Origin of the sequence: Niallia circulans (genome assembly GCF_003726095.1) — a bacterium.
GTDB classification, from domain to species: Bacteria; Bacillota; Bacilli; order Bacillales; family Cytobacillaceae; genus Niallia; species Niallia circulans_A.
Window position 1 is genome coordinate 544875 of the sequence record NZ_CP026031.1, and the last position, 26874, is coordinate 571748.

Below are 26874 nucleotides of genomic sequence, written 5' to 3' on the forward strand. Positions count from 1 at the left end.
TCTAAACGCTCTGTAAAGCGAGCCTACATATATTATAGAAGATAATCAACAGACACTTCAAACTGTATAATCAGTTAAAATGATTCATTCTGAACGTACAGAAAAAACTGAATGAACCGTAGGATGTATATTCTTAATAATGCGCTCAAATGCTTCCATATACTATCTAGGTTGTTACTTTACATTTTTTTTATTCATGTTAATCTATAAACAGAAAAAGCATTTAAGTACTTGATTATTGATTCACCTTGATTATTGAAATAATCATTATTACAATGTATAAGTAAACATATAATATGGATGTGAATGATAAATGACGGATAGGGAGCAGTTAAATATTGCTCGAGAGAGAGTGATTGATTCCGTAGCCCAAAACATGGATTTATATGGAGTGACTGAATCGATTGGTAGATTATATGGGATGCTATTATTCCAGAAAAATCCGATGACGCTTGACGAAATGAAAGAAGAGCTAGGAATGAGTAAAACTAGTATGAGTACTTCGGTTAGAACCTTGCTTGAATTGAAAATGGTGGACAAAGTATGGCGAAAAGGTGTTCGAAAAGATTTATATAGAGCAGAAGAAGATTGGTATCAAACATTTATCGATTATTTCACGATTAAATGGCGGTTAGCAATTACTGAAAATATATATGCAATTGAGAAATCAATGAATGAAATAAAAGTATTAATGAATAAAGAAGGAATATCTGAAGATGTTATAAAAGATGCAACCAATGATTTAGAGAAAATGAAATATGCGCTTGATTATTATGATTGGCTTGAACGTTTTGTAGATAGTTTAGAATCACATGAAATTTTTAATTTCATTCCCAAAAATAAAGAATAAAAGAATAGTTAAAGGTGCTATCTTCTAAGTTTTTTATTAAAAAACTTAGAAGATAGCACCTTTTTGTAGTCTAAATAGATGTATGAAGAAAATTTGACAATCAAATATGAAACGAAAAAAATATCACAATAGCCTAAGGATAACTGGTTAAAAAACCTAAAAAATGTGCATTTGTCTATCGCACATTTTCAATTCTTGAATAGGATATATGGAATCAAAAAAAGGAGGTTTTTATTCATGGGTGAAGTTGGAGTAGGTTACGGCGGAGGTTTCGCTCTTTTAGTAGTATTGTTTATTTTATTGGTGATTATTGGTGCTTCTTGGGGTTACGGCGGATTTTAATTAATTCGTAACGAAACAGATATTAAAAGGAGGAAATAGAATGTACGGATATGGTTGTGGATATCCTGGCTATGGTTCTGGCTATGGTGGTGCAGGTTACGGCGGAGGTTTCGCTTTAATCGTTGTTTTATTCATTCTTTTAATCATTGTGGGTGCAGCTTGCTTTAAATGGTAAAATAATGAAAAAATGAAGGCTGATTCGATGAGTCAGTCTTCTTTTAATGGTAATAAGTAAAGCGAATAAAGTGCATACTATTATATTTGAGGAGTCTTAACTATTTGCTAAAATAAAGAGAGAAGATGTGTGTTAGGGGGAAATGAATAGATGGATTCCTTAGTTTCATTTATAAAGTCTGCTAATTATTTTGTTATATTTACTGGTGCTGGGATGTCAACAGAGAGCGGATTGCCTGATTTTAGATCTGCTAATAAAGGATTATGGACTGCTGAAAAGAAACAATATCTTTCCAGTACGAGTGCCTTAAATAATCATGTGCAAGAATTTATTGAGTTTTATCGAAATCGAGTTCAAGGCATTCATGAATTTAAGCCGCATAATGGCTATTACATACTAAGTGATTGGGAAAGAAAAGGCTATTTAAAACAAATCATCACACAAAATGTGGATGGGTTTCACGAAGAAGCTGGAAATGAGAAAGTTGCTGAATTGCATGGAACATTAAAAAAGGTTCATTGTGAAACGTGTGGAAAGAATTATCCTAGTGATGAATATTTACATGACAATTATTTATGCAGTTGTGGAGGGATACTAAGACCTTCCATTGTCCTTTTTGGAGAAATGCTCCCAGAACAGCCATTTTTTACAGCGGAAGAGGCAGCCATAAATTCAGACGTCTTTTTAGTTTTAGGGTCCTCTTTATCCGTTTCACCAGCAAATCAATTTCCATTACTTGCAAAGCAAACAGGTGCTAAACTAATCATTATCAATAAAGAGCCAACCCAAATGGATGGTATTGCTGACATTGTCATTCATGAATCAATTGGAAAGGTATTAGAAGAAATTAATCTTAAGCTATAATGTCCGTCAAACGGTTGAAAATAAATAAGATGGATGGATTCTCATGAAATAAAAGAAAAATAGTAAAAATAAAAGTAGCCGAATACATTTAAATCCATTGCAAACTTTGATATATCGAGATAATATAAGGGAATGGACTAAATTTGAATGCGTAAAAGAGAGGAAAGTAACATGTCAAAGAATTTTAAACAGGATGTACTATCTCGTCGCACCTTTGCGATTATTTCCCATCCAGATGCTGGAAAAACAACGTTAACGGAAAAGTTATTATTATTTGGCGGAGCAATTAGAGATGCTGGAACAGTAAAAGGGAAGAAAACAGGAAAATATGCGACAAGTGACTGGATGGAAATAGAAAAGCAAAGAGGAATTTCTGTTACATCAAGTGTGATGCAATTTGACTACAAAAATGCACGAGTAAATATTTTGGATACACCTGGACACCAAGATTTTAGTGAAGATACTTATCGTACTCTTACAGCTGTGGATAGTGCTGTTATGATAATTGATTCGGCAAAAGGAATAGAGGAACAAACGTTAAAGTTATTTAAAGTGTGTAAGATGAGAGGTATTCCTATTTTTACATTTATTAATAAATTAGATCGCCAAGGGAAGCCGCCTCTTGAATTACTTGCGGAATTAGAAGAAGTAATGGGGATTGAGTCTTATCCAATGAATTGGCCGATCGGAATGGGGAAAGAATTTTTAGGTATATATGATCGTTTTTACAATCGAATTGAGCAGTTCCGTGTAGAAGATAAAGAACGATATGTTGATCTAAATGAAGATGGAGAGATTGAAGGGGATCATCCAATTAAACAGGATTCTTTATATGATCAAACATTAGAAGAAATCATGCTTTTAAATGAAGCGGGGAATGAGTTTTCGGAAGAGAAAATTAATAATGGTGATTTAACACCTGTATTTTTTGGTAGTGCATTAAGCAACTTTGGGGTACAAACATTTTTAGAAACATATTTGCAATTTGCACCGTCTCCACAAGCTAGAAAATCTACCATAGGAGAGATCGATCCTTTATCAGAAGAGTTTTCAGGGTTCATTTTTAAAATTCAAGCGAATATGAATCCGGCTCACCGTGATCGTATCGCGTTTTTACGTATTTGTTCTGGGAAATTTGAAAGAGGAATGATGGTTAATTTACCAAGAACAGGGAAGCAAGTAAAGTTAGCGCAATCTACACAATTTATGGCTGATGATCGAAGTACCGTTAATGAGGCGGTTAGTGGAGATATTATTGGGTTGTATGATCCAGGTTTTTATCAAATTGGCGATACGTTAACGGTTAGCAAGAATGCTTACCAATATGAAAAACTACCTCAATTTACACCAGAACTTTTTGTAAAGGTAACGGCAAAGAATGTAATGAAACAAAAACATTTCCATAAAGGCATTCAGCAGCTCGTACAAGAAGGTGCAATTCAGTTATATAAGACTGTCAAAACAGAAGATTATTTGCTGGGAGCAGTTGGTCAGCTACAATTTGAAGTATTTGAGCATCGAATGAGAAATGAGTACAATGTAGAAGTAATTATGGAGCATGTAGGTTCGAAAATTGCCCGTTGGTTAGTGGATGAAGAGGTAAATGAAAATCTTTCTAGTGGAAGAAGTCTGCTAGTAGAGGATCGTTACGGCAAAAAAGCATTTTTATTTGAAAATGAATTTGCATTAAGATGGTTCCAAGATAAAAATCCAGAAGTAAAATTATATAATCCGATGGATGAACAAGAATAATTCAGTAAAAGAAGAGATTATTGCAAAAGGATTCTACCTGTTTTAAATGGAGATTCTTTTGTAAATAGTCTCTTTTTTGATGTAATGGAAAATAGCTCTATGTTGAAATCATGTCAGATTTTCGAACATAAGAAAAGGGGAGGGAAGGAGAAGGGACAAGTGTTTATTATAAAATTTCAGATTTTTGTTATTCTGAAATAATTTTATTTGATGGGAAGTAGATATATACTATCTTTTTTCTGAAATAAAAGCGGGTGGATGGTTTTTGTAGCGAGTAAAAAAGAAAGTCTTTCGGTATACGAATTACTGATATATAAGGTTTTTGTAAATCTAAACAAAAACGAAAATGTTTAAAATGTTTTCATAATTAAAAGTTTTCAAAAAACTATTTGTAATTCTAATAAAAATAGGTATAATAAAAACATGATGTTATAAAAGTTAACAAACAATTGTTAATAAGTTGGCTTTTTAATATCTAATAGGGCTGATACTAACATTCGATGTGATAAGAGTATTCTTGTAAGATAAATAGATTGAATATTCTTTTAATTAGAGTTTGCTAGTATCATAAAAACAAGATATAGGGGGATATATTGTATGAAGAAAAGTTTGTCGCTTACTTTTAGTATTTTATTAGTACTTGTTCTAGCTTTAGCTGGCTGCTCAAGTAAGTCAGGATCAGATGGGGAAAGTACTAATGGTGCAAAAACAAGTTCTTCTAAAAGTTTACTTGAAACCATAAAAGAAAGAGGGACATTAAAAGCAGGTGTTAATGATGCTCTTCCTGGTTTTGGCTACATAGGTTCAGATGGGAAAAATACTGGTTTTGATGTTGATTTTGCAAGAGCGATTGCAGCTGGAGTTCTTGGAGATCCTTCTAAAATTGAATTTAGACCTCTATCAGCTACAGACCGCTTTACGGCAGTTCAATCTGGTGAAGTAGATGTGTTAATTCGTAATACAACTTGGACAACAAACCGTGATGCTGAAGTGGGGCTAAGTTTTGCTCCAGTTACTTTCTATGATGGTCAAGGAATTATGGTTCCAAAGGATAGTGGAATCAAAACACTAAAAGATTTAGAGGGTAAAACAATTGGGGTAGAAACGGGAACAACAACCGAATTAAACTTAGCTGATCAGATGAAAGCAGCAGGTGTTAACTATACAGCACAAACATTTGATAATGCAGATGCTGTAATTGCTGCATATGAACAGGGTTCTATTGATGCTTGGACAACAGATAAATCGGGATTAGTTTCTCGCCAGTCTACTTTGCAGGACCCAGATGCTCATATTATTTTAGAAGAAACATTATCAAAAGAACCACTAGCTCCAGCAGTTAAAGATGGCGACGAAAAGTGGGCAGATGCAGTATCATGGATTGTATTTGCAACCATTCAAGCGGAAGAATTCGGTATTACCTCTCAAAACGTAGATGATTTCTTAACCAGTGAAAACCCAGAGATTAAGCGTCTTTTAGGAGTGGAAGGCAATCTAGGAGAACAGCTAGGATTAGCCAATGATTTTGCCTACCAAGTAATTAAACAAGTTGGTAACTATGGTGAAATTTACGAGCGGAATTTAGGTCCTGACACAGTGTTCAAATTAGAGCGTGCACAAAATGCGTTATATACTGATGGGGGATTATTGTACTCTATTCCATTCCGTTAATAGGTAATAACAGATAAAAATATGGGGGGGCTCAAAAACCAAAGTGTCTAATCTATTTGAGATACCCCCTATTCTTTTAAGTGAGAGGTGAGAAATAGTGGAAATGAAAAAAACAACATCGACTCCTCTTTGGAGAAATAGAAAAGTGGTCCCGATAATTAGTCAAATTATTTTTGTTCTAATCGTAGGAATAGTAATTGCCTTTATGGTGAGAAATGTAATATCAGGTCTCGAACAAATAGGTTTAGTATTAGGATTAGACTACTTAAATCTAAAAGCATCTTTCCCTATAGCAGAATCTATTATTAGTTATACACCTGACGATCCTTATACACGTGCTTTATTAGTAGGATTATTAAATACACTTAAGGTTTCCGTTTTTGGGATTATCCTTGCAACTATTATTGGAGTCATTGTAGGAGTTGCAAGATTATCAAACAACTGGTTAGTCCGTAAAGTGGCAACAGTATATGTTGAAATTTTTAGAAATACACCATTATTGGTTCAAATTTTCATTTGGAATTTTGCTGTTTTTTTACCAATGCCGAAAATTCAAGATGCTATATCGGTTGGGCCGTTTTATTTTTCAAATAGAGGTGCCTCTATTCCGTGGTTTACCTTACAGGATAATACGTTGATCTGGCTTGTCATTCTAATTTTTTTAATCGCAGGAAGCATAATTTTATTCAAAAAATTAACAAAAGTATCGATAGAATCAGGTAAGTCTACATATCCGTTCATTTCAAGTGTGGGATTAATAGTAATTGGAACGATAATTATCTATATTATTTTAGGAAATGGACCACTTGGTTTTTCTGTTCCTGTATTTAATGGCAATTCATTTGAAGGAGGAACGTCATTATCCATCGGGTTTATGTCTGTTTTAGTTGCCTTAACAATCTATACATCAACCTATATTTCGGAAATTGTTCGTGCAGGAATAATGGGGGTTCCAAAAGGGCAGACAGAAGCTGCTAAAGCGCTTGGATTTAAAAGTCATACAGCACTTCGTTTAATTATTTTTCCGCAAGCAATTAGAATCATTATCCCGCCATTAACAAGCCAATATTTAAATTTAATAAAAAACTCAAGTTTAGCAATGGCTGTAGCATACCAAGATATTGTTGGAATCGGAAATACAATTATTAATCAGACAGGACATACATTAGAAACTTTATTAATTGTTATTTCTGTGTATTTATTATTTAGCTTAACTACATCACTGTTAATGAATATTTTTAATAAAAAATTCCAGCTGGTAGAAAGGTAGGGAGGTAAATGGATAATATACAACTTAATACGGAACCAGTTATGGAAACGAAAAAATTGGCTAATCAAAAGAAATTACAATTATGGCTGAAAAATAACTTATTTAAGGATTGGAAAAATGCTATTTTAACGATTGTCACATTAATGTTTACTATTTATTTGCTTACGAGAATAGGTAAGTTTTTATTCGCAAGTGAATGGGGAGTTGTTACTGATAATTTAAGGCTCCTCTTTGTCGGACAATTTCCACTAGAAGAAATATGGAGATTGTGGGTATCTCTTCTGTTACTATCAGTATTTTTAGGAACTACTTGGGGAGCGTGGAGAGGGATTATCGGACATGTTGCCATTAGTCTCAGTGTTCTTCTAGTTATATTTGGAGTAATTCCTTATACAGAAATGGAATCGAAAGTATATTTATTTACGAGTGCGGCTGTGATATTCCTTTTTTACTTTATCGGAAAATATGTTCCGAAGTTAAAAATCCCCCTTCTTATATTATGGATTTTATATATACCGATTACCCTTTCTATTATTAATGGGTTTGGTGTACTTGAGCCAGTAAAAACAAATATTTGGGGAGGATTTTTATTAACGCTTGTTATCGCTTCGGTTGCAATTATTTGCTCTTTCCCATTAGGTTTACTCCTAGCAGTGGGGAGACGAAGTAAACTGCCTATAATCAAATATTGCTGTATTCTTTATATAGAATTAATTCGAGGAATGCCGCTGATTATGGTGTTATTTATTGCCCAATTATTGTTGCCGATGTTCCTTGGGGGAATCGAACTAGATAATGTAGTCCGGGCAATGATAGCATTCACTTTATTCAGTGCGGCCTATTTAGCAGAAAATATTCGCGGAGGCCTGCAATCAATACCGAGAGGACAATTTGAAGCAGCGCAAGCTCTAGGATTAAATAATTTTAAGGTAATGTTTTTTGTCATATTGCCACAGGCTTTAAAAGCAGTTATCCCAGCTATGGTTGGTCAATTTATTTCCATCTTTAAAGATACATCCCTAGTTGCGGTTATTGGATTAGCCGATTTTCTTGGAATGGGAAAAAAAATTGCTGCAAATCCGGAATATTTAGGAAAATATATGGAGTTATATATTGTGATTGCTTTTATATACTTCATCTTCTGTTTCTTAATGTCGCATGTAAGTAAGCATATAGAAAAATCACTTGGTGTAGGGACGAGATAGAAAGGAGAATGAGAGGATGGAAAGTGTCTTTGGTATAAATAAATTATCGACACCTCTAGATGAGAGAGAGGATATTATTAAGGTTACTAAATTGAATAAATGGTATGGAGATCACCATGTATTAAAAGATGTAGATCTTACAGTAAAGCAAGGGGAGGTAATTGTCATTCTAGGACCATCAGGTTCTGGTAAGTCAACCTTTATTCGTACGATAAATGCTTTAGAGGAATTTCAAAAGGGGCATATAACGGTTGATAATATTGCGTTAACAGATGATTTGAAAAACATTGAAGAAATTCGGAAAGAAACGGGAATGGTGTTTCAGTCATTTAATTTATTTCCTCATATGACTATCCTGAAGAATATCTCTTTAGCACCAATTTGGGTGAGAAAGTGGAAAAAAGCAAAGGCAGAACAAATTGCCAAAGAATTACTTGAAAGAGTTGGTATTCCAGAACAAGCAAATAAGTATCCAGGACAATTGTCAGGTGGACAACAGCAACGTGTTGCAATTGCACGAGCATTAGCGATGCAACCGAAGATTATGCTGTTTGATGAACCTACTTCTGCCCTAGATCCTGAGATGGTAAAGGAAGTATTAGATGTTATGAAAACTTTAGCAGAGTCAGGAATGACCATGTTGGTGGTAACACATGAAATGGGTTTTGCAAGACAAGTGGCAGATCGCATTATCCTTTTTGATAAAGGAGAAATTGTAGAAACGGGAAAACCAGAAGAACTATTTGATCATCCGAGGCATGAACGGACAAAAGCATTTTTATCTCAGATATTATAAAAAGAGCCCTAGGGCTCTTTTATAGTGGTCCAATCATATATGATATGGATTGCTTATGAGCAGTATTTCCATTTAATATTTTGTTTTGTAAAAATATAACAATTTATTTTGTATAAAATATCGAGATTTCGCTAAAAATGTAATAGTAGGTATAGAAAAATAGATGGTGATACCAATGAAGGGCCTAAGTAGATTGGAAGCAATTATGTGGAGTATAGCTCTACCTGGTTTTAGTCAGTTATTATTGAAAAAATATTGGAAAGGAACACTATTAGTTATCTTAGAATTTATTATAAATGCGAAAAGTAATTTTAATTTAGCCATTATGCTGAGTTTTTGTGGCAATATCCAAGAGGCAATAGAGATTATCGACTTTCAATGGATATTGTTTTATCCGTGTTTATATATGTTCGCAATGTGGGATGCCTATAAGGAAGTTATGGAAACAGACAATGAATATGCTTTTTTACCATTTGTATTTTGCGCATATTTTGTTACCGTAGGTGTTTTTTATTCGACACAAATGAAGTTATTTGGAGTGTTGTTAGGTCCTGTATTTTTACCGATGGTATTCTTGATACCTGGAATCATTAGTGGTTTTGTAGTTAAGTATTGCTTAATTTATTTTAGGAAAAAGAAACATTCTTAAAGTGGTAAATGTTGATTGGCTAGAGAGAAATGATGAAAGAGTTACAGATAAAATAAAATTATCAGTAAAATTAAAAAATATGTAAAAAACCATTGGCAAATAGTTCAATATTGTATATAATTAATACATATTAATATTTGTATACTACTCAAAGGGGAGTAGCTTTTAGGTTTGATACCTAAAACAAAGTCGTCAGTTCATGGCATATGCCATCGGCTTTGTTGGCATATTAGTGCTTAGCAAGACCTTTGCCTATTTGGCAAAGGTCTTTTTTTGCGCACTTTTGTACATAATAACGAAAGTCGTAGCAAAACCTGCTAATAGGAGTATACAAATAAAAACCTAAAGGGGGAAATTTTATTGGATGCAAGCATGTTACTAGAGTATGGGTGGGTTTTACTGATTCTTGTTGTTTTAGAGGGGTTACTAGCAGCTGATAACGCGGTGGTAATGGCTGTTATGGTTAAGCATTTGCCAGTAGAACAACAAAAAAAGGCGCTTTTTTACGGATTATTAGGTGCTTTTGTATTCCGTTTTGCTACTTTATTTATGATTTCTTACTTAGTGGATGTTTGGCAAGTGCAAGCGATAGGGGCGCTTTATCTTCTCTTTATTGCAGTGCATAATATTTACGGAAAGTATGCGAAGAAAAATGAAGCCGATAAAGATAAAAAGCCGAAGAAACAATCCGGTTTCTGGATGACTGTTTTTAAAGTAGAATTAGCAGACATTGCTTTTGCGATTGATTCCATGTTAGCAGCGGTTGCACTTGCAATTACTTTACCAAAAACAAATTGGTTTACGCTAGGAGGCATTGATGGAGGACAATTCTTAGTTATGTTCCTTGGGGGATTAATTGGATTGATCATTATGCGTTTTGCTGCAAACTGGTTTGTAAAGTTACTTCATTCTCGTCCTTCTCTAGAAACAGCAGCATTTTTAATTGTAGGCTGGGTAGGGGTGAAATTAGCCGTATTTACGTTGGCACATCCATCAGTAGGATTCTTAGATGAACATTTTCCAGAATCGAAACTATGGAAAGGAATCTTCTGGTTTGTGCTAGTAGCTATTGCGGTTGGTGGATATCTCTTCTCCAATAAAGAAGCAGTTAAAGCAAAAGAAAGTAATGCATAAATATGATGAAAAAGCCATCCATTTGGAGTGGCTTTTTCTTTTTGATCAGGACTTTAGTTCAGCAGATTTAACTTATTGCGTTTTTCCAGATAACTCTGCCTGTGCTTGTTGGACAAGTCTTTTTGTTATTTCTCCCCCAACAGAACCATTGGCACGTGAAACAGTATCAGATCCTAAATTCACACCAAATTCTTGGGCAATTTCATACTTAACACTATCTAGGTATTGTTCAATTCCTGGAACTAATAATTTATTTCGAGAAGCCATTTTTGTTTCCTCCTTATCCAATATATAGTACAGTGATTATTTATCAATTAATTGTTTCCAAAATAGGAATGATAAATGATTCTGTATTTATAATATGTGGATTTATTTTAAGTTCATTAGTGGTAAAGTTTGTGTATAGGGGAGAAAATAGGATTTATTGTTGTTTATAGGTTAGCCTAGCCTATTGGTAAACCTCCATTACTTCATTAATTGATAGTACTTAAAAATATTCAAGCTAATCTTAAAAGTTTCCTAAACATTTAAGATTAGCTTGAACGTCGAGGGATAGATAACTTATACTGTTTAATATCTATGATAATAAGGCATCATTATATAGGATATATGGTTAGCTTTAAAGAAAGGAATTGTTTTTTAATGGGCAAGAAGTTTAAGTTAGTCCTTCAAAATTTAACTCCTGCGCAGATGATAACCAGTTATTATGGTTTAGCTGTTAGCATATCGGTTTTATTATTAAGTTTACCAGGAGTACATAAAGAAGGGGTAACAGTTTCCTTTATGGATACATTGTTTACTGCCGTAACGGCAGTAAGTGTAACAGGACTTACTGTTATTAATATCGCTGAAACGTATAGCACATTTGGAATAATAATATTAATGTTTGTTCTTCAATTTGGCGGTATTGGAGTAATGGCAATAGGTACATTTTTTTGGATGATTCTTCGTAAGAAGATTGGTTTAAGAGAAAGACAGTTAATAATGATTGACCACAATCAATCTAATCTTTCCGGTCTCGTCAATTTAATAAGAGAAATTATCAAAATCATTCTTATTATTGAAGTATTGGGTGCTATTATACTCTCAATGCAATTTCATAATTATTATCCTACCTGGGGGGATTCGATCCTACATGGCACTTTTGCATCTGTTAGTGCCACAACAAATGGAGGATTAGATTTAACAGGAGAATCACTTACTCCATTTAAGGATGATTATTTTGTCCAACTTGTTAATATTATTTTAATTACATTAGGAGCGATTGGATTTCCAGTACTTATCGAAGTGAAAAATTACCTTTTTCCAAAAGAAGGAAAAAATCATCTGAAGTTTTCATTATTCACTAAGTTAACAACGATTACTTTTGGTTTTCTTTTACTATTTGGAACGATTATGATTATTATTTTAGAATGGGGTAATTATTATGCGGGAATGAGCTGGCATCAAATATTCTTCAATGCCTTTTTTCATTCTACCTCCACTCGAAGTGGTGGTTTAGCAACAATGGAATTAAACGAGTTTTCTATGACAACTTTACTTATCTTTTGTTTTCTTATGTTTATCGGTGCTTCCCCAAGTTCTGTTGGAGGAGGTATCAGAACAACAACCTTTGCATTGAATGTCTTATTTATTTATCATTATGCAAATGGAAACAGGTATATTAAAATATTTAAACGAGAAATTCATGAAGAGGATATTATAAAATCATTGGTTGTAACGATATTTGCGATTGGTATATGTCTCGTCGCTGTCATTGCTTTATCTATTTCTGAAAAGGCGTCCCTTATTGTGATCCTTTTCGAAGTTTGTTCTGCATTTGGAACAACAGGACTTTCTCTAGGATTAACACCAGAATTATCTACCTTTGGTAAATGTGTAATTATGCTGCTTATGTTCATCGGAAGAATAGGATTGACTTCTTTCATCTATATTATTGGAGGAAAAGAGAAAAAAGATAACTTCCATTATCCAAAAGAACGAATTATTATCGGATAAGGATAAGGATAAGGATAAGGATAAGGATAAGGAAGATGTGAATGGAGCTGGCTATTTTGCCAGCTCCATTTTTTTATGAGTGCTTGACAAAAGTAGGAAAGCATATCTTTTATTCACATGCGGATAATAATGATGTAATGGAAAGGAGAGATCATAATGGCTAAAAGAAAAGCTGAAGTTAACAGTGTAGAAAAATACAGCAAAACGCCAAAGAAAAATACGCAGGAAACAGAATTTTCCGCTGAATTTAGTAGGGGCGAAAACCCAATCAAAGGTGCCAATCGTAATGCAAAGCATGGAAGAGAGGGACAATAAATGGCGAAAAAAATAAAAAAACGACAACAAACAGAGGCTTCAAATGTAGAATTTGGCCAAGAGTTTGGTGATGTTAATGCAAGTAAATTCTATGATACAGGAGCTTTAACAAAAGATAAAACAAAGAGTGCTACTAGAAGAAAATAAAAAAATTTCCCATCAGTAAATTCCTTCACTGATGGGAACAAGTTATCTATTTGTTTGAAGAGAGCGCTGTACTCTTGAAAAAAGCTTTTTTAATTTAGAACTTTTTAATTCAATAATAGGCTGTGTAAAGGAAATAATTATATTGCTTGAAAGCAGTACTGTAATTAAGAATGATACAATTACGATCATAACATAGGACCTAGGTGATTCAAAAATAGCGGGTAAGTCACTTTGTCTAAAAAGACGGATAAAAAAGCCATGCAGTAAATATACATATAATGTTGATTTTCCAAGCTTAGTAAAGAAATATTCCTTTTTTGGTACACAAGCAAAAAAACAAAAAATCATCAGAAAACTTAATAGATAGAAAAATAATCGAATAGCCATTCCTATAAAATAACCTTCTCCAAGGGCTTCATAAGATTTTGAGCCGAATAGCCATTGATAATTAACGGTAGGGAATAGGTGAAATCCTATAAAAACAATCGTGAAAATAACAATAGCAAGGATGGTTGCTTTTCTTGTTTTTACTAAAGCAAAATGTTCTTTTTTCATATAAAATCCTATTAAGAATAAAGGGAAGAACACAAAGGTTCTCGTTAAGCTTAAATAGCTAGACGTCCAATCGACCATTCCAATCGCTAATCCTAGTACAAAGGAAAGTAAAATTCCATGTATAGGCTTTAACTTTACAAACACTAATAAAAAGATGTTCCAAAAAAACAAACTAATTAAAAACCATAAGGACCAATGTGGGGTCAACGGTTCAATGGCAAAAGTTGATTTACCATATAGAAAATAATAAAAAATGCTATATACAAGTTGGAAGATAAGGTAGGGAATGATTAGTTTTTTTGCATATTTTTTTATATATCCCTTTTCTGCTATACCTTTGGCAAAAAATCCTGAAATAAGAATAAATGCTGGCATATGGAAAGTGTAAATTACTTTATATAACGTATAAATATTTTGATTGTCATTTATGAATGATTGGATAAAATGACCGAAGACAACGAAAAAAATCAAAATAAATTTTGCATTATCAAAATAGTAATCCCGTTGTTTCATAAGCTCATCCTTTCATGAACGGAAATATCGTATAGTTCATTTCACTAACTATATATAACACAAATTCGATTGTTTTAATCCCCTGTCGTTAATCTGTTAACTAAATAACTTCTGTTTATTACATAATTGAAATGTACGTTAGACGAAAGAAAAATAAAAATCCTTATTAATAATAGGGAAGGCTTAATTTTTTGTTTGAATTTTAAGGGGGAATAAAGGGAGAGGTAGATATTAAAATGAATATACTTGCGATCAGAAATACATCGGTTGCTATATTGAGGGAGGGACATAAATATTTTAATCAAATATAAACCCGAACAATAATTAATTTTTTAAGAAAGATGGAACGATTGATTTCACCACTAAATTAGAGATTGTTTGTCCTTATCCGTTATATATTTTATTTTCTCAGCAGTTGACTAATCTTAGTATGTTTTTTTCTTTAAATTCTTCAGAAGGAAAGGAAATTCAAGAATAATGTAGAATTATGTAATCACTACGTTTGAAAAGGGGGGTATCCATAAAGATGGATAGTATATCCTATTCTGAAGAATATCGACAATTACAAAATAAACTGAGGGAATTGGAAAGAGAGAATACCCTTCTAAAGGAAGAATTAGAAGAAAATAAACTTGTCCGGGATAGGAGATTCATTGCTTTCCAAACAATAAATGTAGGGATGGTTATATTTGATAATAATGGAGTGATTCGAGATATTAATCCATGTCTTTGTGATTATTTTAACGTGAATATGAATCAAGTAGTTGATAGGAATATAACGCATTTTGTGAAGCAGGAAGAACGTTCGGTGATAAGGGAGCATATGGAAGCTATAAAAACCAAATCAGGTACTTTTCAAAGCGTATTCCTATTAACTATTAATGGGCGAAAACGCTATTTTGAAACGCAAACTAGTCGCTTGCCCGATGAGCTGGGATTTATAACAATTATTGAAAAGATAACAGAGGAATTTGAAAGAGAAAAAGAGAAAGAAGAAGCACAAAAGCTGTATAATGATTTTTTTACAGAAGCACTCGATGGTATTGTTCTTTGGAAAGAAACAGGGCAAATTATTGCAGCTAATGAATCAGCTTTAAAAATTTTTGAAAGTTCTGAAGAAAAGTTACTAAAATCAAGGATTAGTGATTTTATTTATAAAAAAGATAAACGCTACGTGGATATGATTACAAATCTCTATTATAAGAAATCTAATCGAGAAGAATTGATGTTTTTGATGCCTAATGGACAGAAAAAAATACTAGAATTTACAACCAAACTTCATTCGGTAGAAGGGCTAAACATGAGTATTTTCCGTAATATTACGGAACGTTATAAAATGGAAGAAGAATTACGTGAAAGTAAGGCGATGTTTGAGAATACTTTTGAAGAAGTTTTTGACGGTATTATCATTTGGGATCAAAACTATCAAATAATTGATATGAACAAAGCGGCTGAACGTCTTCTTCATAAAAGTAAAGAGGGTTTAATCGGTGCAGATTTAATATCCTTTTTCCCTCCTGCAAAAACAATTGGAGAAGATATAAAGCCAAAATTATTAAATGTGGACAAAGATGGACAAAATAGGGGGCTTTATACAGTAAAGTTTCCTAATAATAGAGAATATACGCAGCTTGAATATCGTAATAAATTTAATATTTATTCAGGATTAAGTATTACTACATTACGTGATGTTACAGAAAATGCCTTGTTGGAAGAACAGCTGAGAAAGTCATCTACTTTAAATGTAGTAGGAGAATTGGCAGCGGGAATAGCTCATGAAATTCGAAATCCAATGACAGCTTTAAAGGGATTTATTCAATTGTTAGAAGATGGAGTTGCCTCAAAGGAAAATGATATGTATTTTTCTGTGATAAAAACAGAGCTTACTAGGATTGAATCCATTATTAATGAATTTTTATTACTTGCTAAACCACAAGCTGTTCAATATGTAAAACGAGATATAAGACAAATTATGAATGATACAATCGAATTGCTGTATGCACAAGCGGTGCTACAAAATGTTCAAATTATAAAAATGTATGCAGAAGATATGCCGATTATCTATTGTGAACCAAATCAAATGAAACAGGTATTTATAAATATTATAAAAAATGCAATAGAGGCATTAGAAGACGGTGGGGAAATAGCTGTTTCCATTGAATGTAAGCAGGATTACTTTCAAATAGCAATCCGTGATAACGGAAGAGGAATGGGCAAGGAAATACTTGCAAGAATTGGGGAACCTTTTTATACGACCAAAGAAAAAGGAACAGGCTTAGGTTTACTAGTATCGTATCAAATTATTGAAGAGCATCAGGGGAAAGTGACAGTTGAGTCAGAGCTAGGGGTTGGTACGACGTTCTACATTGTACTTCCAGTCAAACTAAATGAATGATCATTAGACCTGGTAGAGTAACTTTTAAGGAATGGGCTTATATTAGGCCCTTTTTATTTTTGGTTGTTTTGAATTGTTAGAGGAGTAAACATAGGGAAACTCAGAAGGATTTGTCTAGTGGTCTTCTCAACGGAAAATGTAGACTTAGAAAATATTATACCATATCTTGACATCATCACCTACTTTGATTATTATCTAATTAGATGATAGTCAAAGTAGGTGATCGAATGCAATTAGATAAAATGGTTGCATTTCATAAAACTATGGGGGATCCCACCAGAATTAAAATAATTTCCTTGTTAGCAAACAAACCATGGAATGGTCAAGCAATCGCAGAAAAACTGGGTCTATCTGCTCCAACCATTACTCATCATTTAAAGAAATTGCGTGACATAAATGTTGTGTATGAACGCAGAGATAAAAATACGATTTATTTTTTCTTGAATAAATCAGTCATTTTACAACAAAACGAGTCTTTAAGAAAATTAACAAATGGAATGGAGGAGAGTATTATGACTGTTACTAAAGAGGAACAAGCAAAAATCATTGAGAACTTTTTTACTAAAGAAGGGAGACTTAAAAATATTCCTTCGCAAAGAAAGAAAAAGTTAATAGTGCTCAAATACATGCTTGAGGGGCTGGTTTTTGGCAGAAAATATGAAGAAAAAGAAATAAATGCTTATATTCAACAATATTTTGATGACTACGCGACAATAAGAAGAGAATTTATTATTAATCACTTTATGTATCGAGAAAATAGTATATATGAACTCAACCCTGAGGAAATGTGGGCGAAGTGAAGAAAAAGGACTGTTTATCACTTATCTGATATAAACAGTCCTAGGTTAATATGTATAAAAATCACGTATAATATGCTGGTTTTCGATCAGCAAATATTGGGATGGTTTTACGTACCTCTGTTACTTTATCTAAATTAATCGCAGCTGTTAGAATTTCTTCCTTCTCGCCGGCTTCTGCAATAATTTCTCCCCATGGGTCAATAATCATGCTATGCCCAGCAAAGATATTATTTGGGTCATTTCCGACACGATTACAAGCAATTACATAACATTGATTTTCAATGGCTCGTGCAATAAGCAGGCTTCTCCAGTGTGCCAATCTTGGTTTTGGCCATTCAGCCACTACAAAGATGGCTTCAGCTCCTTTTGTTGTATGTGCTCTTATCCACTCTGGAAAACGAATATCGTAGCAAATCATACTAGCAAAATTTCTATCCTCTAAAGAAAAAAGGCCATTAGATGTCCCGCTCTTTAAATATAGATGTTCATCCATCAGCTGAAAAAGATGAAGCTTATCATACGTATGTACCACATCACCAGATTTATTTATCACAATAAGTGTATTATAAACCCCTTTTTCTTTATTATTAGCAATAGATCCGCCAATGATATGAACATTATATTTGGAGGCTAATTTACTTAAAAAAGAAATAGTATTTTGAGCTTGTTTATCAGCAATCGCAGCTAATCTTGTTAAATCATAGCCGGTTGACCATAACTCTGGCAGTACAATGATATCACTATTATCCTTGCACGCAGCAATTTTTTTCTCTACCTGTTTAAAATTCTCTTCAGGCCTGCCAAATGCGATATCCATTTGAATTAAACTAATCTGAAATTTCAAATGATTACACCTCTATTCATCTTCGTTAAATTCCGTTATAATGTTAACCAACAAAAAAATTCAATTATTATATTAATTTCGTTATATCATAAAAAAGCGAATTATTAAACGATTATTTCTATTTTAATCACTTATGGAATGTTTATAATCGAATTTTCTAATAGAAGTTTATCCAATAATAATTGGAAGGTTTTATCATTGAAGAAGGTGTGTGTACATGAAGAAATATGATCAATCTCAATTATTAAAGAATTTACCAGAGCAGTTTTTTGCTTCATTAGTTAGTAAAGTTAATAGCTATATTGAAAAAGGATATGATGTGATTAATTTAGGGCAAGGAAATCCAGACCAACCGACACCTTCTCACATTATCAAGAGCTTGCAGATGGCTGCCGAACAGCCTAAGAATCATAAATATTCTCCATTTCGAGGATATAAACATTTAAAGGAAGCTATTAGTGAATTTTATAAAAAAGAATACGATGTTGACTTAGATCCTGAATCAGAGGTGGCGATATTATTTGGAGGAAAGGCCGGCCTTGTAGAGATACCCATATGTTTATTAAATCCAGGCGAAACAGTAATGGTTCCAGACCCTGGTTATCCGGACTATTTATCTGGGATTGCTTTAGCGAATGCAGAGACGGTTTTCATGCCATTGCGTGAAGAAAATAACTTTTTACCAAACTACAAGGAAGTGAGAAAGGAAGAGTTAGAAAAAGCAAAGTTAATGTTCTTAAATTATCCTAACAATCCTACTGGAGCAATAGCAACAAAAGAATTTTTCGCTGAAACAATTTCTTTAAGTAAACAGCATGATATATGTGTTGTCCACGATTTTGCATATGGAGCGATTGGGTTTGATGGAAAAAAACCGCTTAGCTTTTTACAAGTAGAGGGTGCCAAAGACATTGGTGTTGAAATTTATACTTTATCTAAGACATTTAATATGGCAGGTTGGCGAGTTGCCTTTGCAGTTGGAAATCAAAGTGTCATTTCCGCTATAAATCTTTATCAAGATCATTTATATGTTAGTTTATTTGGAGCGATTCAAGAAGCTGCCTATACGGCATTAACAGAATCTTTAGCGTGTATTAGAGATATGAATCAGCTTTACGAACAAAGACGTAATATCTTCATAAATGGACTTAAAAAAATTGGATGGGAAGTCAATGCGCCTGAAGGTTCATTCTTTGCATGGTTAAAAGTACCAGATGGATTTACTTCACAAGAATTTAGTGATTACTTATTAGAAACGGTACATATTGCAATGGCTCCAGGCTCAGGATTTGGTGCATTTGGGGAGGGATATGTCCGAGTTGGTCTATTGACAGAAGAAGAGAGATTGCAAGAGGCGGTTGATAGATTAAAAACACTCTCGATATTTAAGTAATTCCTCGATAATGGATAAGAATTCAGTCGAAAAAAGGCAAAGAATCATGGGAAACAACAACTTCATATGATTCTTTGCCTTTTTGCTCTTAATAAACTAATTTCCAGAAGGGTTGATGCTCCTTCATACTAAGATGTTTTCTATTAGGCGAAAGTGACTAAAAAGAAAGCGTTTTCTATTATTGCGAGTTGTTTTCGACTCTTTTCATCAGTGGTTTTGTCGAAAAAAAGAAGCGGAATCAAGAAAAAATAAGTACAAATACCTATTTTGACTTAGAAAAATGTCTAATATTGCGAATCTATTTACTTTTATTTGTTTTATTGTAATAATTCATCAAGTAAACAAATAATGCATTGTTTGTAAGTAAGGAATTTGATTAGGAGGAAGTAAGGTGTATTGTAAGAAAACAGAATTATTATTTGAAATTCAAGATAAAAGGGAGGTAATGATTAAAACAGCGAAAGAGCGTGGAACAATTGATGAAGAGACCATTAGATTGAGTCAAGAACTCGATAAATTAATCTATGAATATCAGCTTGTATTTCGCTACGAAAGTGAGAAAAGAAAACAAATAAAAAGACAATATAAAAACACGCGAATTTTTTGGTCCAATGCTAACCGATATAAGCGGAAAAATTATTCCGAGGTTGTATATAGATAACTAAATGGCGAAGGGTAATGGCAGTGATTACCTTAATAATATTTCATCCAAATCAATGCCCTTCTTTAAAGAAAGATGTGACCTCCATTAAATTACTTATCCTATTATCCACTAATATTTTGACAAAATAAAAAACGCTTCTTTTGTTCAAAAGCTACTATTCTTCTTTTAAGAAGAATAATAGAAAATGAACAGCGTTTATGATGCAAGAAGCGAATAGATAAATAATTATTCCATAATAGGTAAGATTATATTTACCTTTGTGCCTTTCTTTTCCCTACTGGATATATGGATTTCACCATCGAATGATTCAACGATTCTTTTACATACAACGAGCCCCAAGCCAGTCCCTGTTTCCTTCGAAGTATTAAATGGCTCAAATATTTTCTTTAACTGTTGATTGGACATGCCAATGCCATTATCGGTGATTGTAATGATTACGTTTGACTTAACGGAACGTATGGAAAGTTCTAACTGCCCGCCCTTTTCCATTGCTTCAAGCGCATTTTTGGTTAAATTAAGTAATACTTGTTTCATTTGATCGGCGATTCCGAGAATATAAATGTCTTGGTCAGATATCTTTTCTGTATATTTTACATTATATAAATTTGCTTCCGAAACGATAAGCGGATTAAGTTCTGCGATGATTAATTTTAAGTTTATTTTTTGCTTATTTTGTGCAGTTGGCTTTCCTAAGATAAGGAATTGACTTACGATTTCATTTATCCGTACAATTTCTTTTTGGATAATAGAAAAATAAAACTGGTCTTGCTGATCATGATATTTCTCACTTAATAATTGAATGAGACCTTTGATACCAGTTAGAGGATTCCTAATTTCATGTGCAGAACTAGCGGCTAAATTGCCGACAAGTTCTAATTTTTGAATTTCGTTTTGTTTTGCTTCTTCTTCTCTTATTTTACGATGATAGTAAAGAATTAAAAGCATATAAAAGAAATGGAAAATCACCATAAAAAAAAGAAGGACCCATATTTTCGATTTTACGATATTCCAAATATGTGGTTTTTCTAATTCCACAATGATGGTCCAAGGCAGGCGATCAATGGGCATACTTATAACTTCTTTTTTATTGATTGATGCACCATCATTTATATAAAAAATGCGTTCTTTTTGTTCATTCATAATGGCGATGTTTTCCTCTGAGGATAGCATTTTCGTGATATTTATTAAGTGATCGACACGGAGATAAGCAGTTATAATTGAATTTAATTGATTATGGTCACTGATAATAGGCATGGCAATACCGATTACTTTCTGACCGTTGCTTAATACTTCCTCTCTATTAGAAATCACTAAGTCCTTTGAATTAATAACTTCCATTATATAATCCTCTTCAGAGATATCAATCGAATCATACGTATCATTAACCCCAGCAATTGTTTTACCTGAACTATCAAGTAAGAATATACCACCATAAATATGCTCATTCGTAAACACTTTTTTTAATAGGTTATTAATTTCTTCTGCTGAATCGGTATTAGTTTGAATGGAGAGACTTAGAATATTTAAAGAAGAGACGATTTTGTTTATATAAGAGTCCCATTGTCTTTGGTGAATAGAGGCCACCCATTCTGCATGAGCCTTATTTTTTGCTTCTTCTCTATTTACTTGGTAATAAAAAAATAGAATAGTTGTAATAAGGATCGGAATAACGACAATTGCAAAATATAAAAGCTTTTTGTGTGTGTTTATTTTCATCAATAGATTCTCCATAGGGTAATTCCAATATATAGATATAATTATAACATGAAATAGAGAAAGCTCAATGAAGGGGAAGGTTTTCATCTGGAAATTGACAAAAGACCTAGGGAATAATATAATTTATCTGAATTCGAGATAGTGAATTATATACTAATAAGGGAAGTTTATAAATGGCAAAAAAAGATATCGATCAATCATTAAAGTTATATATTGTATTATCACGTGCTTATCGAGCAATAAATGAAAATGTTAATAAGGCAATCACGGCAAACGGCTTGAATCCGACAGAGTTTGCAGTCCTGGAATTGCTGTATCATAAAGGCGATCAGCCGCTACAGCAAATTGGGGGAAAGATTTTGTTAGCAAGTGGGAGCATCACTTATGTGGTAGATAAATTAGAGGAAAAAGGATATTTAAAAAGGGTTGCCTGCCCAACTGATAGACGAGTTACATTTGCACAAATTACTGATAATGGTAAAGGATTAATAGAGAGTATTTTCCCAAATCATGAGCAAAGAATTCATGAAATCATGTCTGAATTGACACCAGATGAAAAAGATACTGCAATTGAATTAATAAAAAGACTTGGATTATCTGTTGGGGATAAATAGGACAAGAAAAACTTATTATAAGCGAGTATTTCAGAAGGAAGATTTATTTTGATAGGAAATAAATCTTTCATTATGAATATTCGCTTTTTTGTATTGGTCTTCCTAGATTTCATGTATAATTAGAGAAGCCAGTTAAAAATGGAGGGATATAAAAGAATGAAGTTTTCGGAATTTACATACAAAAGACCAGATATAAATGAATTTACAATTAGAATGGACGAATTATTAGTAGAGTTTAATCAGGCAGAGCATTTAGATCAACAAATGGCAGCAATGGAAAAAATAAATGAGCTTAGAAATGACATTTCTACTATGTTTAATTTATGCTATATCCGCCATTCTGTTGATACAAATGATGAGTTTTACCAGCAAGAACAAGATTATATCGATGAGATATCACCAAAGGTAGAAGGGCTTATTACAAAGTATTATCAAGCGCTTGTTCAATCTAAATTTAAACCAGAATTAGAAGAAAAATGGGGCAAGCAATTATTTGCATTAGCAGAAGCGCAACTAAAAGTATTCTCAGAGGATATCGTTGAATTACTTCAGCAAGAAAATAAACTCTCTACTGAATATACTAAGCTTGTTGCCTCTGCCAAGATTTTGTTTGAAGGGGAAGAAAGAACACTGGCACAATTACAGCCATTTACAGAATCAAAAAATCGCGAGACGAGAAAGGCAGCAAGTGAAGCCCGGTTTGCTTTTTTCCGTGAACATGAAGAGCAGTTAGATAGAATATACGATGATATGGTGAAGGTTCGGACAGAAATTGCTAATAAGCTAGGCTATAAAAACTTCGTCGAGTTAGGTTATGATCGTATGTATCGCACAGATTATAATGCAGATATGGTTGCGGCTTTTAGAAAACAAGTTGAAGACTATATCGTCCCCCTTGCAACTAAATTAAAAGAAAGACAAAGGGAGAGAATCGGAGTTGACTCCTTAAAATTTTATGATGAACCATTCGAATTTGTAACTGGAAATGCAGCTCCTAAAGGAGATTCAGAGTGGATCGTTGAAAATGGACAAAAGATGTATAATGAATTATCAAAAGAAACGGGTGATTTCTTCTCTTATATGAGAGAAACAGAATTAATGGATTTGGTCGCTAAAAAGGGAAAAGCTGGTGGTGGCTATTGTACTTTTATCGAAAATTATAAAGCACCATTTATTTTCTCAAACTTTAATGGTACATCAGGCGATATTGATGTCTTAACCCATGAAGCAGGTCATGCATTTCAAGTGTATTCTAGCGGCGGCTTTGCTATCCCAGAATACTATTGGCCAACATATGAAGCAGCAGAAATTCATTCCATGAGTATGGAGTTTTTCACATGGCCATGGATGGATTTATTCTTTAAAGAAGATGTAGAAAAATATAAGTTTTCTCATTTAAGTTCTGCCCTGCTATTCCTTCCGTATGGAGTATCAGTTGATGAATTTCAGCATTGGGTTTACGAAAACCCGACGGCTACTCCATCAGAAAGGAAGCAAGCATGGAGAAAGATAGAAAGAAAATATAGTCCTCATCTTGATTATGATGGAAATGAATATCTGGAAAATGGAGGTTTCTGGCAAAAACAAGGACATATTTATAATTCTCCATTCTATTATATTGATTATACATTAGCACAAATATGTGCCTTCCAATTTTGGAAACGTTCAAGAGAGAATAAAGAAGAAGCTTGGGAAGATTATGTCAAGCTTTGCGGCTTGGGAGGCAGTATGCCATTTACAGAATTAGTCAAAGCAGCTAATTTAATTTCTCCTTTTGAAGAAGGCTGTGTGGAATCTGTAGTAGGGGAAATCGATGAATGGTTAAATTCAGTAGATGACCGTAATTTATAAAAATAAAAACCGTGGGAATAATTCCTCCCACGGTTTTAGCTATTTATTTTTATGATAATGTTTTAGAGAGAACTGGTTTTATTTTAATTTGGTCATCCTCTAGAACAGCTGTTAATTCTGTTACAGATGGATCATCAAGAATAACATCTGCCAGTTGATCTTCTAAATGTTCTTGAATCACTCTTCTTAAAGGACGAGCTCCGAAGCTTGGATGGGTACCGAGTTCAACAATTTTCTCTTTTGCAGTGTCCTCTACATGTAAAGTAATATTCTGTTCTTGCAAGTTTTGAGCAAGTTCTTGTATCAATAAATCAGTAATGCGAAGTAAGTGTTCTTTTTCCAGTGTTTTAAACTCAATAATCGCATCAAAGCGGTTAAGAAATTCAGGTTTAAAGAAGTTTCCTAATGTTTGTAATAAATTACTTTCTTCAATGGCATCATTATTTCCAAAGCCAACCACTTTGTGCTTATGACCAACACTAGCATTACTTGTCATGATAATAACAGAATCCTTGAAGCTTACTGTACGTCCTTGACTATCTGTTAAACGTCCATCTTCTAAAATTTGCAGGAAGATAGATTGGATATCAGGATGTGCTTTTTCGATTTCATCTAGCAGGATAATGCTATATGGATTTCTTCTTACTTTTTCCGTTAATTGTCCTGCTTCTTCATGACCGACATAGCCTGGAGGAGAACCAATTATTTTACTAATACTATGTTTCTCCATATATTCACTCATATCTAATCGAATCATGCTGTCTTTGTTGCCAAATAATTCTTCTGCAAGTGTTTTAGTAAGTTCGGTTTTTCCGACCCCAGTTGGACCGACAAATAGGAAGCTTCCGATTGGTCTTGTTTTTGATTTTAGTCCTGCTCTACTACGCTTAATAGCTTTCGCCACTTTGCGGACTGCCTCGTCCTGGCCAATCACTTTTGCAGCTAAACGTTCACTCAAAAACTTCATTTTTTGTTGCTCATCTTCCTGTAATTTTCCAACAGGAATCCCCGTTTTCTTTTCGATAAGTTGTTGAATAAGGGTAACATCGACAATCGGTTTTTCTTCTATATTTGGTTCGTTTATAGCTTTTTCAAGCTGTTGCTCTTCTCTACGTAATTCTGCTGCTTTCTCGTAATTTTCTTCTTTCAATGCTTGTTCTTTTTCTTTTGCTATCATAGCAAGACGATTTTCAATTTCTTCTGTGTTTTGATAAGTAGAAGAAAGATTCATTTTAGAACCAGCCTCATCCATTAAATCAATTGCTTTATCTGGTAAAAAGCGATCTTGGATATAACGATGAGAGAGCTCTGCACATGCTTTAATCGCATCCTCAGTATAAGTAACTTCATGGAACTTTTCATACTTATCCTTAATACCATTTAAGATGGAAAGAGTTGCCTCAACAGATGGCTCACTTACCTGTACCGGCTGGAATCTTCGCTCTAATGCAGCATCTTTTTCGATTTGACGGTATTCTTTTAAGGTAGTTGCCCCAATGATATGCAATTCGCCACGAGCGAGTGCCGGTTTTAGAATATTACCTGCATCCATTGATCCTTCTGCAGAACCTGCCCCAACTAACTGGTGAATTTCATCGATAAAGACGATTACATTCTTTCGAGCTTGTACTTCTTGAATTACTTGCTTCATTTTTTCTTCAAATTGTCCTCGAATTCCAGTATTCGAAACAAGGGAAGCAACATCCAATAAATAAATTTCTTTGTTTTGTAATTTTTTTGGAACATTACCTTCTATAATTTTTAATGCTAAGCCTTCCGCTATTGCTGTTTTTCCGACACCAGGTTCGCCAATTAGCACAGGATTGTTTTTATTTCTACGATTTAGGATTTCAATAACACGTTCGATTTCATTTTCTCTGCCGATAACGGGATCAATCAAACCAGCGTTCGCCATTTGATTTAAATTTTTTCCGTGTTTATCAAGAATACCTGCTTTTTTATGGTTGTTAGTAAAAGGAGCTTCCTTTGAAGTACTAGCTCCCCCTAATGGATTTGATTGGTTAAATGATTGAAATAACTCATCAAAAGGGGAAGGTTGGAAAAACATTGGGCCACTTTGTGCTGTCATTTTTTGCTTTTCTTTTTGATAGCATGCATGACATAGATTCATTGTGCTTTCCATATTGTTAAAAACAAATCGTAAACTGATTGTTGCATTATTTTGTTGGCACATTTCACATTTCATTGTAAATATCCTCCTTTTGAATTTGACTAATATTGACCTTTTGTAATTATGATTATACTTTGACCTTTTTTGACTTTCAAGTATTTTGCTTCAAAATAAAATTTAGAAATTTATGTATATAGGAAATTTCTTTGTGTCTATACCAATTTTCCTAT

At 33.4% G+C, this 26874-nt stretch carries 25 protein-coding genes and 1 riboswitch; of the genes, 20 read left to right on the forward strand and 5 right to left on the reverse strand.

The window, feature by feature from the left end:
* Positions 1-313: 313 nt before the first annotated feature.
* The 11 genes from C2I06_RS02435 to C2I06_RS02485 all read left to right on the forward strand — a co-directional run bounded on the left by C2I06_RS02435 (position 314) and on the right by C2I06_RS02485 (position 10708).
* Complete coding sequence (locus tag C2I06_RS02435; RefSeq protein ID WP_095328998.1) at positions 314-850, forward strand: GbsR/MarR family transcriptional regulator; 537 nt, start codon at positions 314-316, stop codon at positions 848-850.
* A gap of 237 nt (positions 851-1087) precedes the next feature.
* Complete coding sequence (locus tag C2I06_RS02440; RefSeq protein ID WP_081836530.1) at positions 1088-1192, forward strand: YjcZ family sporulation protein; 105 nt, start codon at positions 1088-1090, stop codon at positions 1190-1192.
* Between the two features lie 40 nt (positions 1193-1232).
* On the forward strand, positions 1233-1367 hold the full coding sequence (locus tag C2I06_RS02445) for a YjcZ family sporulation protein (protein WP_123257382.1): 135 nt from the start codon (positions 1233-1235) through the stop codon (positions 1365-1367).
* 150 nt (positions 1368-1517) lie between these two features.
* Positions 1518-2231, forward strand: coding sequence for an NAD-dependent deacylase (locus C2I06_RS02450; RefSeq protein WP_123257383.1), 714 nt, complete (start codon positions 1518-1520; stop codon positions 2229-2231).
* Between the two features lie 171 nt (positions 2232-2402).
* Entirely contained in the window at positions 2403-3983 is a 1581-nt protein-coding gene (locus tag C2I06_RS02455) for a peptide chain release factor 3 (protein ID WP_095329000.1), read from the forward strand.
* A 597-nt stretch (positions 3984-4580) separates the two neighbouring features.
* Complete coding sequence (locus C2I06_RS02460) at positions 4581-5654, forward strand: amino acid ABC transporter substrate-binding protein (RefSeq protein WP_095329004.1); 1074 nt, start codon at positions 4581-4583, stop codon at positions 5652-5654.
* 103 nt (positions 5655-5757) lie between these two features.
* Complete coding sequence (locus tag C2I06_RS02465) at positions 5758-6924, forward strand: amino acid ABC transporter permease (protein ID WP_164463605.1); 1167 nt, start codon at positions 5758-5760, stop codon at positions 6922-6924.
* A gap of 8 nt (positions 6925-6932) precedes the next feature.
* The gene (locus C2I06_RS02470; RefSeq protein WP_123257385.1) at positions 6933-8129 is read left to right on the forward strand and encodes an amino acid ABC transporter permease; all 1197 of its coding nucleotides are present in this window, start codon (positions 6933-6935) and stop codon (positions 8127-8129) included.
* 16 nt (positions 8130-8145) lie between these two features.
* On the forward strand, positions 8146-8925 hold the full coding sequence (locus C2I06_RS02475; protein WP_123257386.1) for an amino acid ABC transporter ATP-binding protein: 780 nt from the start codon (positions 8146-8148) through the stop codon (positions 8923-8925).
* 175 nt (positions 8926-9100) lie between these two features.
* Positions 9101-9574: a hypothetical protein gene (locus tag C2I06_RS02480; protein ID WP_123257387.1), complete on the forward strand. Its 474-nt coding sequence runs from the start codon at positions 9101-9103 to the stop codon at positions 9572-9574.
* A gap of 141 nt (positions 9575-9715) precedes the next feature.
* Positions 9716-9812, forward strand: a riboswitch (yybP-ykoY riboswitch).
* Positions 9813-9934: 122 nt separating this feature from the next.
* Positions 9935-10708 (forward strand): TerC family protein, encoded by a 774-nt coding sequence (locus tag C2I06_RS02485; protein ID WP_095329009.1) that lies wholly within the window; start codon positions 9935-9937, stop codon positions 10706-10708.
* Positions 10709-10780: 72 nt separating this feature from the next.
* Here the strand turns inward: C2I06_RS02485 and C2I06_RS02490 are convergent, their stop codons facing one another.
* Positions 10781-10975 carry an alpha/beta-type small acid-soluble spore protein gene (locus C2I06_RS02490; RefSeq protein ID WP_047942948.1) on the reverse strand — a complete coding sequence of 65 codons (195 nt, stop codon included), beginning with the start codon at positions 10973-10975 and terminating at the stop codon, positions 10781-10783.
* Between the two features lie 375 nt (positions 10976-11350).
* On the opposite strand from C2I06_RS02490, the gene C2I06_RS02495 reads away from it, so the two are divergent.
* From C2I06_RS02495 to C2I06_RS24820, 3 genes are all read left to right on the forward strand, one after another.
* The gene (locus C2I06_RS02495; RefSeq protein WP_095329010.1) at positions 11351-12706 is read left to right on the forward strand and encodes a TrkH family potassium uptake protein; all 1356 of its coding nucleotides are present in this window, start codon (positions 11351-11353) and stop codon (positions 12704-12706) included.
* Between the two features lie 156 nt (positions 12707-12862).
* Positions 12863-13021, forward strand: coding sequence for a hypothetical protein (locus tag C2I06_RS24815; RefSeq protein ID WP_164463606.1), 159 nt, complete (start codon positions 12863-12865; stop codon positions 13019-13021).
* Positions 13022-13168, forward strand: a complete 147-nt coding sequence (locus tag C2I06_RS24820) for a hypothetical protein (protein WP_164463607.1) — start codon at positions 13022-13024, stop codon at positions 13166-13168.
* Positions 13169-13210: 42 nt separating this feature from the next.
* On the opposite strand, the gene C2I06_RS02500 is transcribed toward C2I06_RS24820, so the two are convergent.
* Positions 13211-14236, reverse strand: coding sequence for an acyltransferase family protein (locus tag C2I06_RS02500; protein WP_095329011.1), 1026 nt, complete (start codon positions 14234-14236; stop codon positions 13211-13213).
* Between the two features lie 526 nt (positions 14237-14762).
* Here C2I06_RS02500 and C2I06_RS02505 point away from each other — a divergent pair.
* Entirely contained in the window at positions 14763-16631 is a 1869-nt protein-coding gene (locus C2I06_RS02505; protein ID WP_123257388.1) for a PAS domain S-box protein, read from the forward strand.
* 227 nt (positions 16632-16858) lie between these two features.
* Entirely contained in the window at positions 16859-17431 is a 573-nt protein-coding gene (locus C2I06_RS02510; protein ID WP_123257389.1) for a DUF2087 domain-containing protein, read from the forward strand.
* A gap of 61 nt (positions 17432-17492) precedes the next feature.
* Here C2I06_RS02510 and C2I06_RS02515 read toward each other — a convergent pair whose 3' ends face one another.
* Positions 17493-18275: a carbon-nitrogen family hydrolase gene (locus tag C2I06_RS02515; RefSeq protein WP_095329014.1), complete on the reverse strand. Its 783-nt coding sequence runs from the start codon at positions 18273-18275 to the stop codon at positions 17493-17495.
* Between the two features lie 217 nt (positions 18276-18492).
* Between C2I06_RS02515 and C2I06_RS02520 the strand changes: the two genes are divergently transcribed.
* Together C2I06_RS02520 and C2I06_RS02525 are read left to right on the forward strand one after the other, a co-directional pair.
* Entirely contained in the window at positions 18493-19668 is a 1176-nt protein-coding gene (locus C2I06_RS02520) for a pyridoxal phosphate-dependent aminotransferase (RefSeq protein ID WP_123257390.1), read from the forward strand.
* Positions 19669-20059: 391 nt separating this feature from the next.
* A complete protein-coding gene (locus C2I06_RS02525) occupies positions 20060-20329 on the forward strand; it encodes an aspartyl-phosphate phosphatase Spo0E family protein (protein ID WP_123257391.1) in 270 nt (89 codons plus the stop codon).
* A 228-nt stretch (positions 20330-20557) separates the two neighbouring features.
* Here C2I06_RS02525 and C2I06_RS02530 read toward each other — a convergent pair whose 3' ends face one another.
* Positions 20558-22048 carry a PAS domain-containing sensor histidine kinase gene (locus tag C2I06_RS02530; protein WP_164463608.1) on the reverse strand — a complete coding sequence of 497 codons (1491 nt, stop codon included), beginning with the start codon at positions 22046-22048 and terminating at the stop codon, positions 20558-20560.
* Between the two features lie 173 nt (positions 22049-22221).
* On the opposite strand from C2I06_RS02530, the gene C2I06_RS02535 reads away from it, so the two are divergent.
* On the forward strand, positions 22222-22662 hold the full coding sequence (locus tag C2I06_RS02535) for a MarR family winged helix-turn-helix transcriptional regulator (protein WP_095329018.1): 441 nt from the start codon (positions 22222-22224) through the stop codon (positions 22660-22662).
* A 156-nt stretch (positions 22663-22818) separates the two neighbouring features.
* Positions 22819-24513, forward strand: a complete 1695-nt coding sequence (locus tag C2I06_RS02540) for a M3 family oligoendopeptidase (RefSeq protein ID WP_123257393.1) — start codon at positions 22819-22821, stop codon at positions 24511-24513.
* A gap of 49 nt (positions 24514-24562) precedes the next feature.
* On the opposite strand, the gene C2I06_RS02545 is transcribed toward C2I06_RS02540, so the two are convergent.
* Positions 24563-26719, reverse strand: a complete 2157-nt coding sequence (locus tag C2I06_RS02545) for an ATP-dependent Clp protease ATP-binding subunit (RefSeq protein ID WP_123257394.1) — start codon at positions 26717-26719, stop codon at positions 24563-24565.
* Positions 26720-26874: the final 155 nt, after the last annotated feature.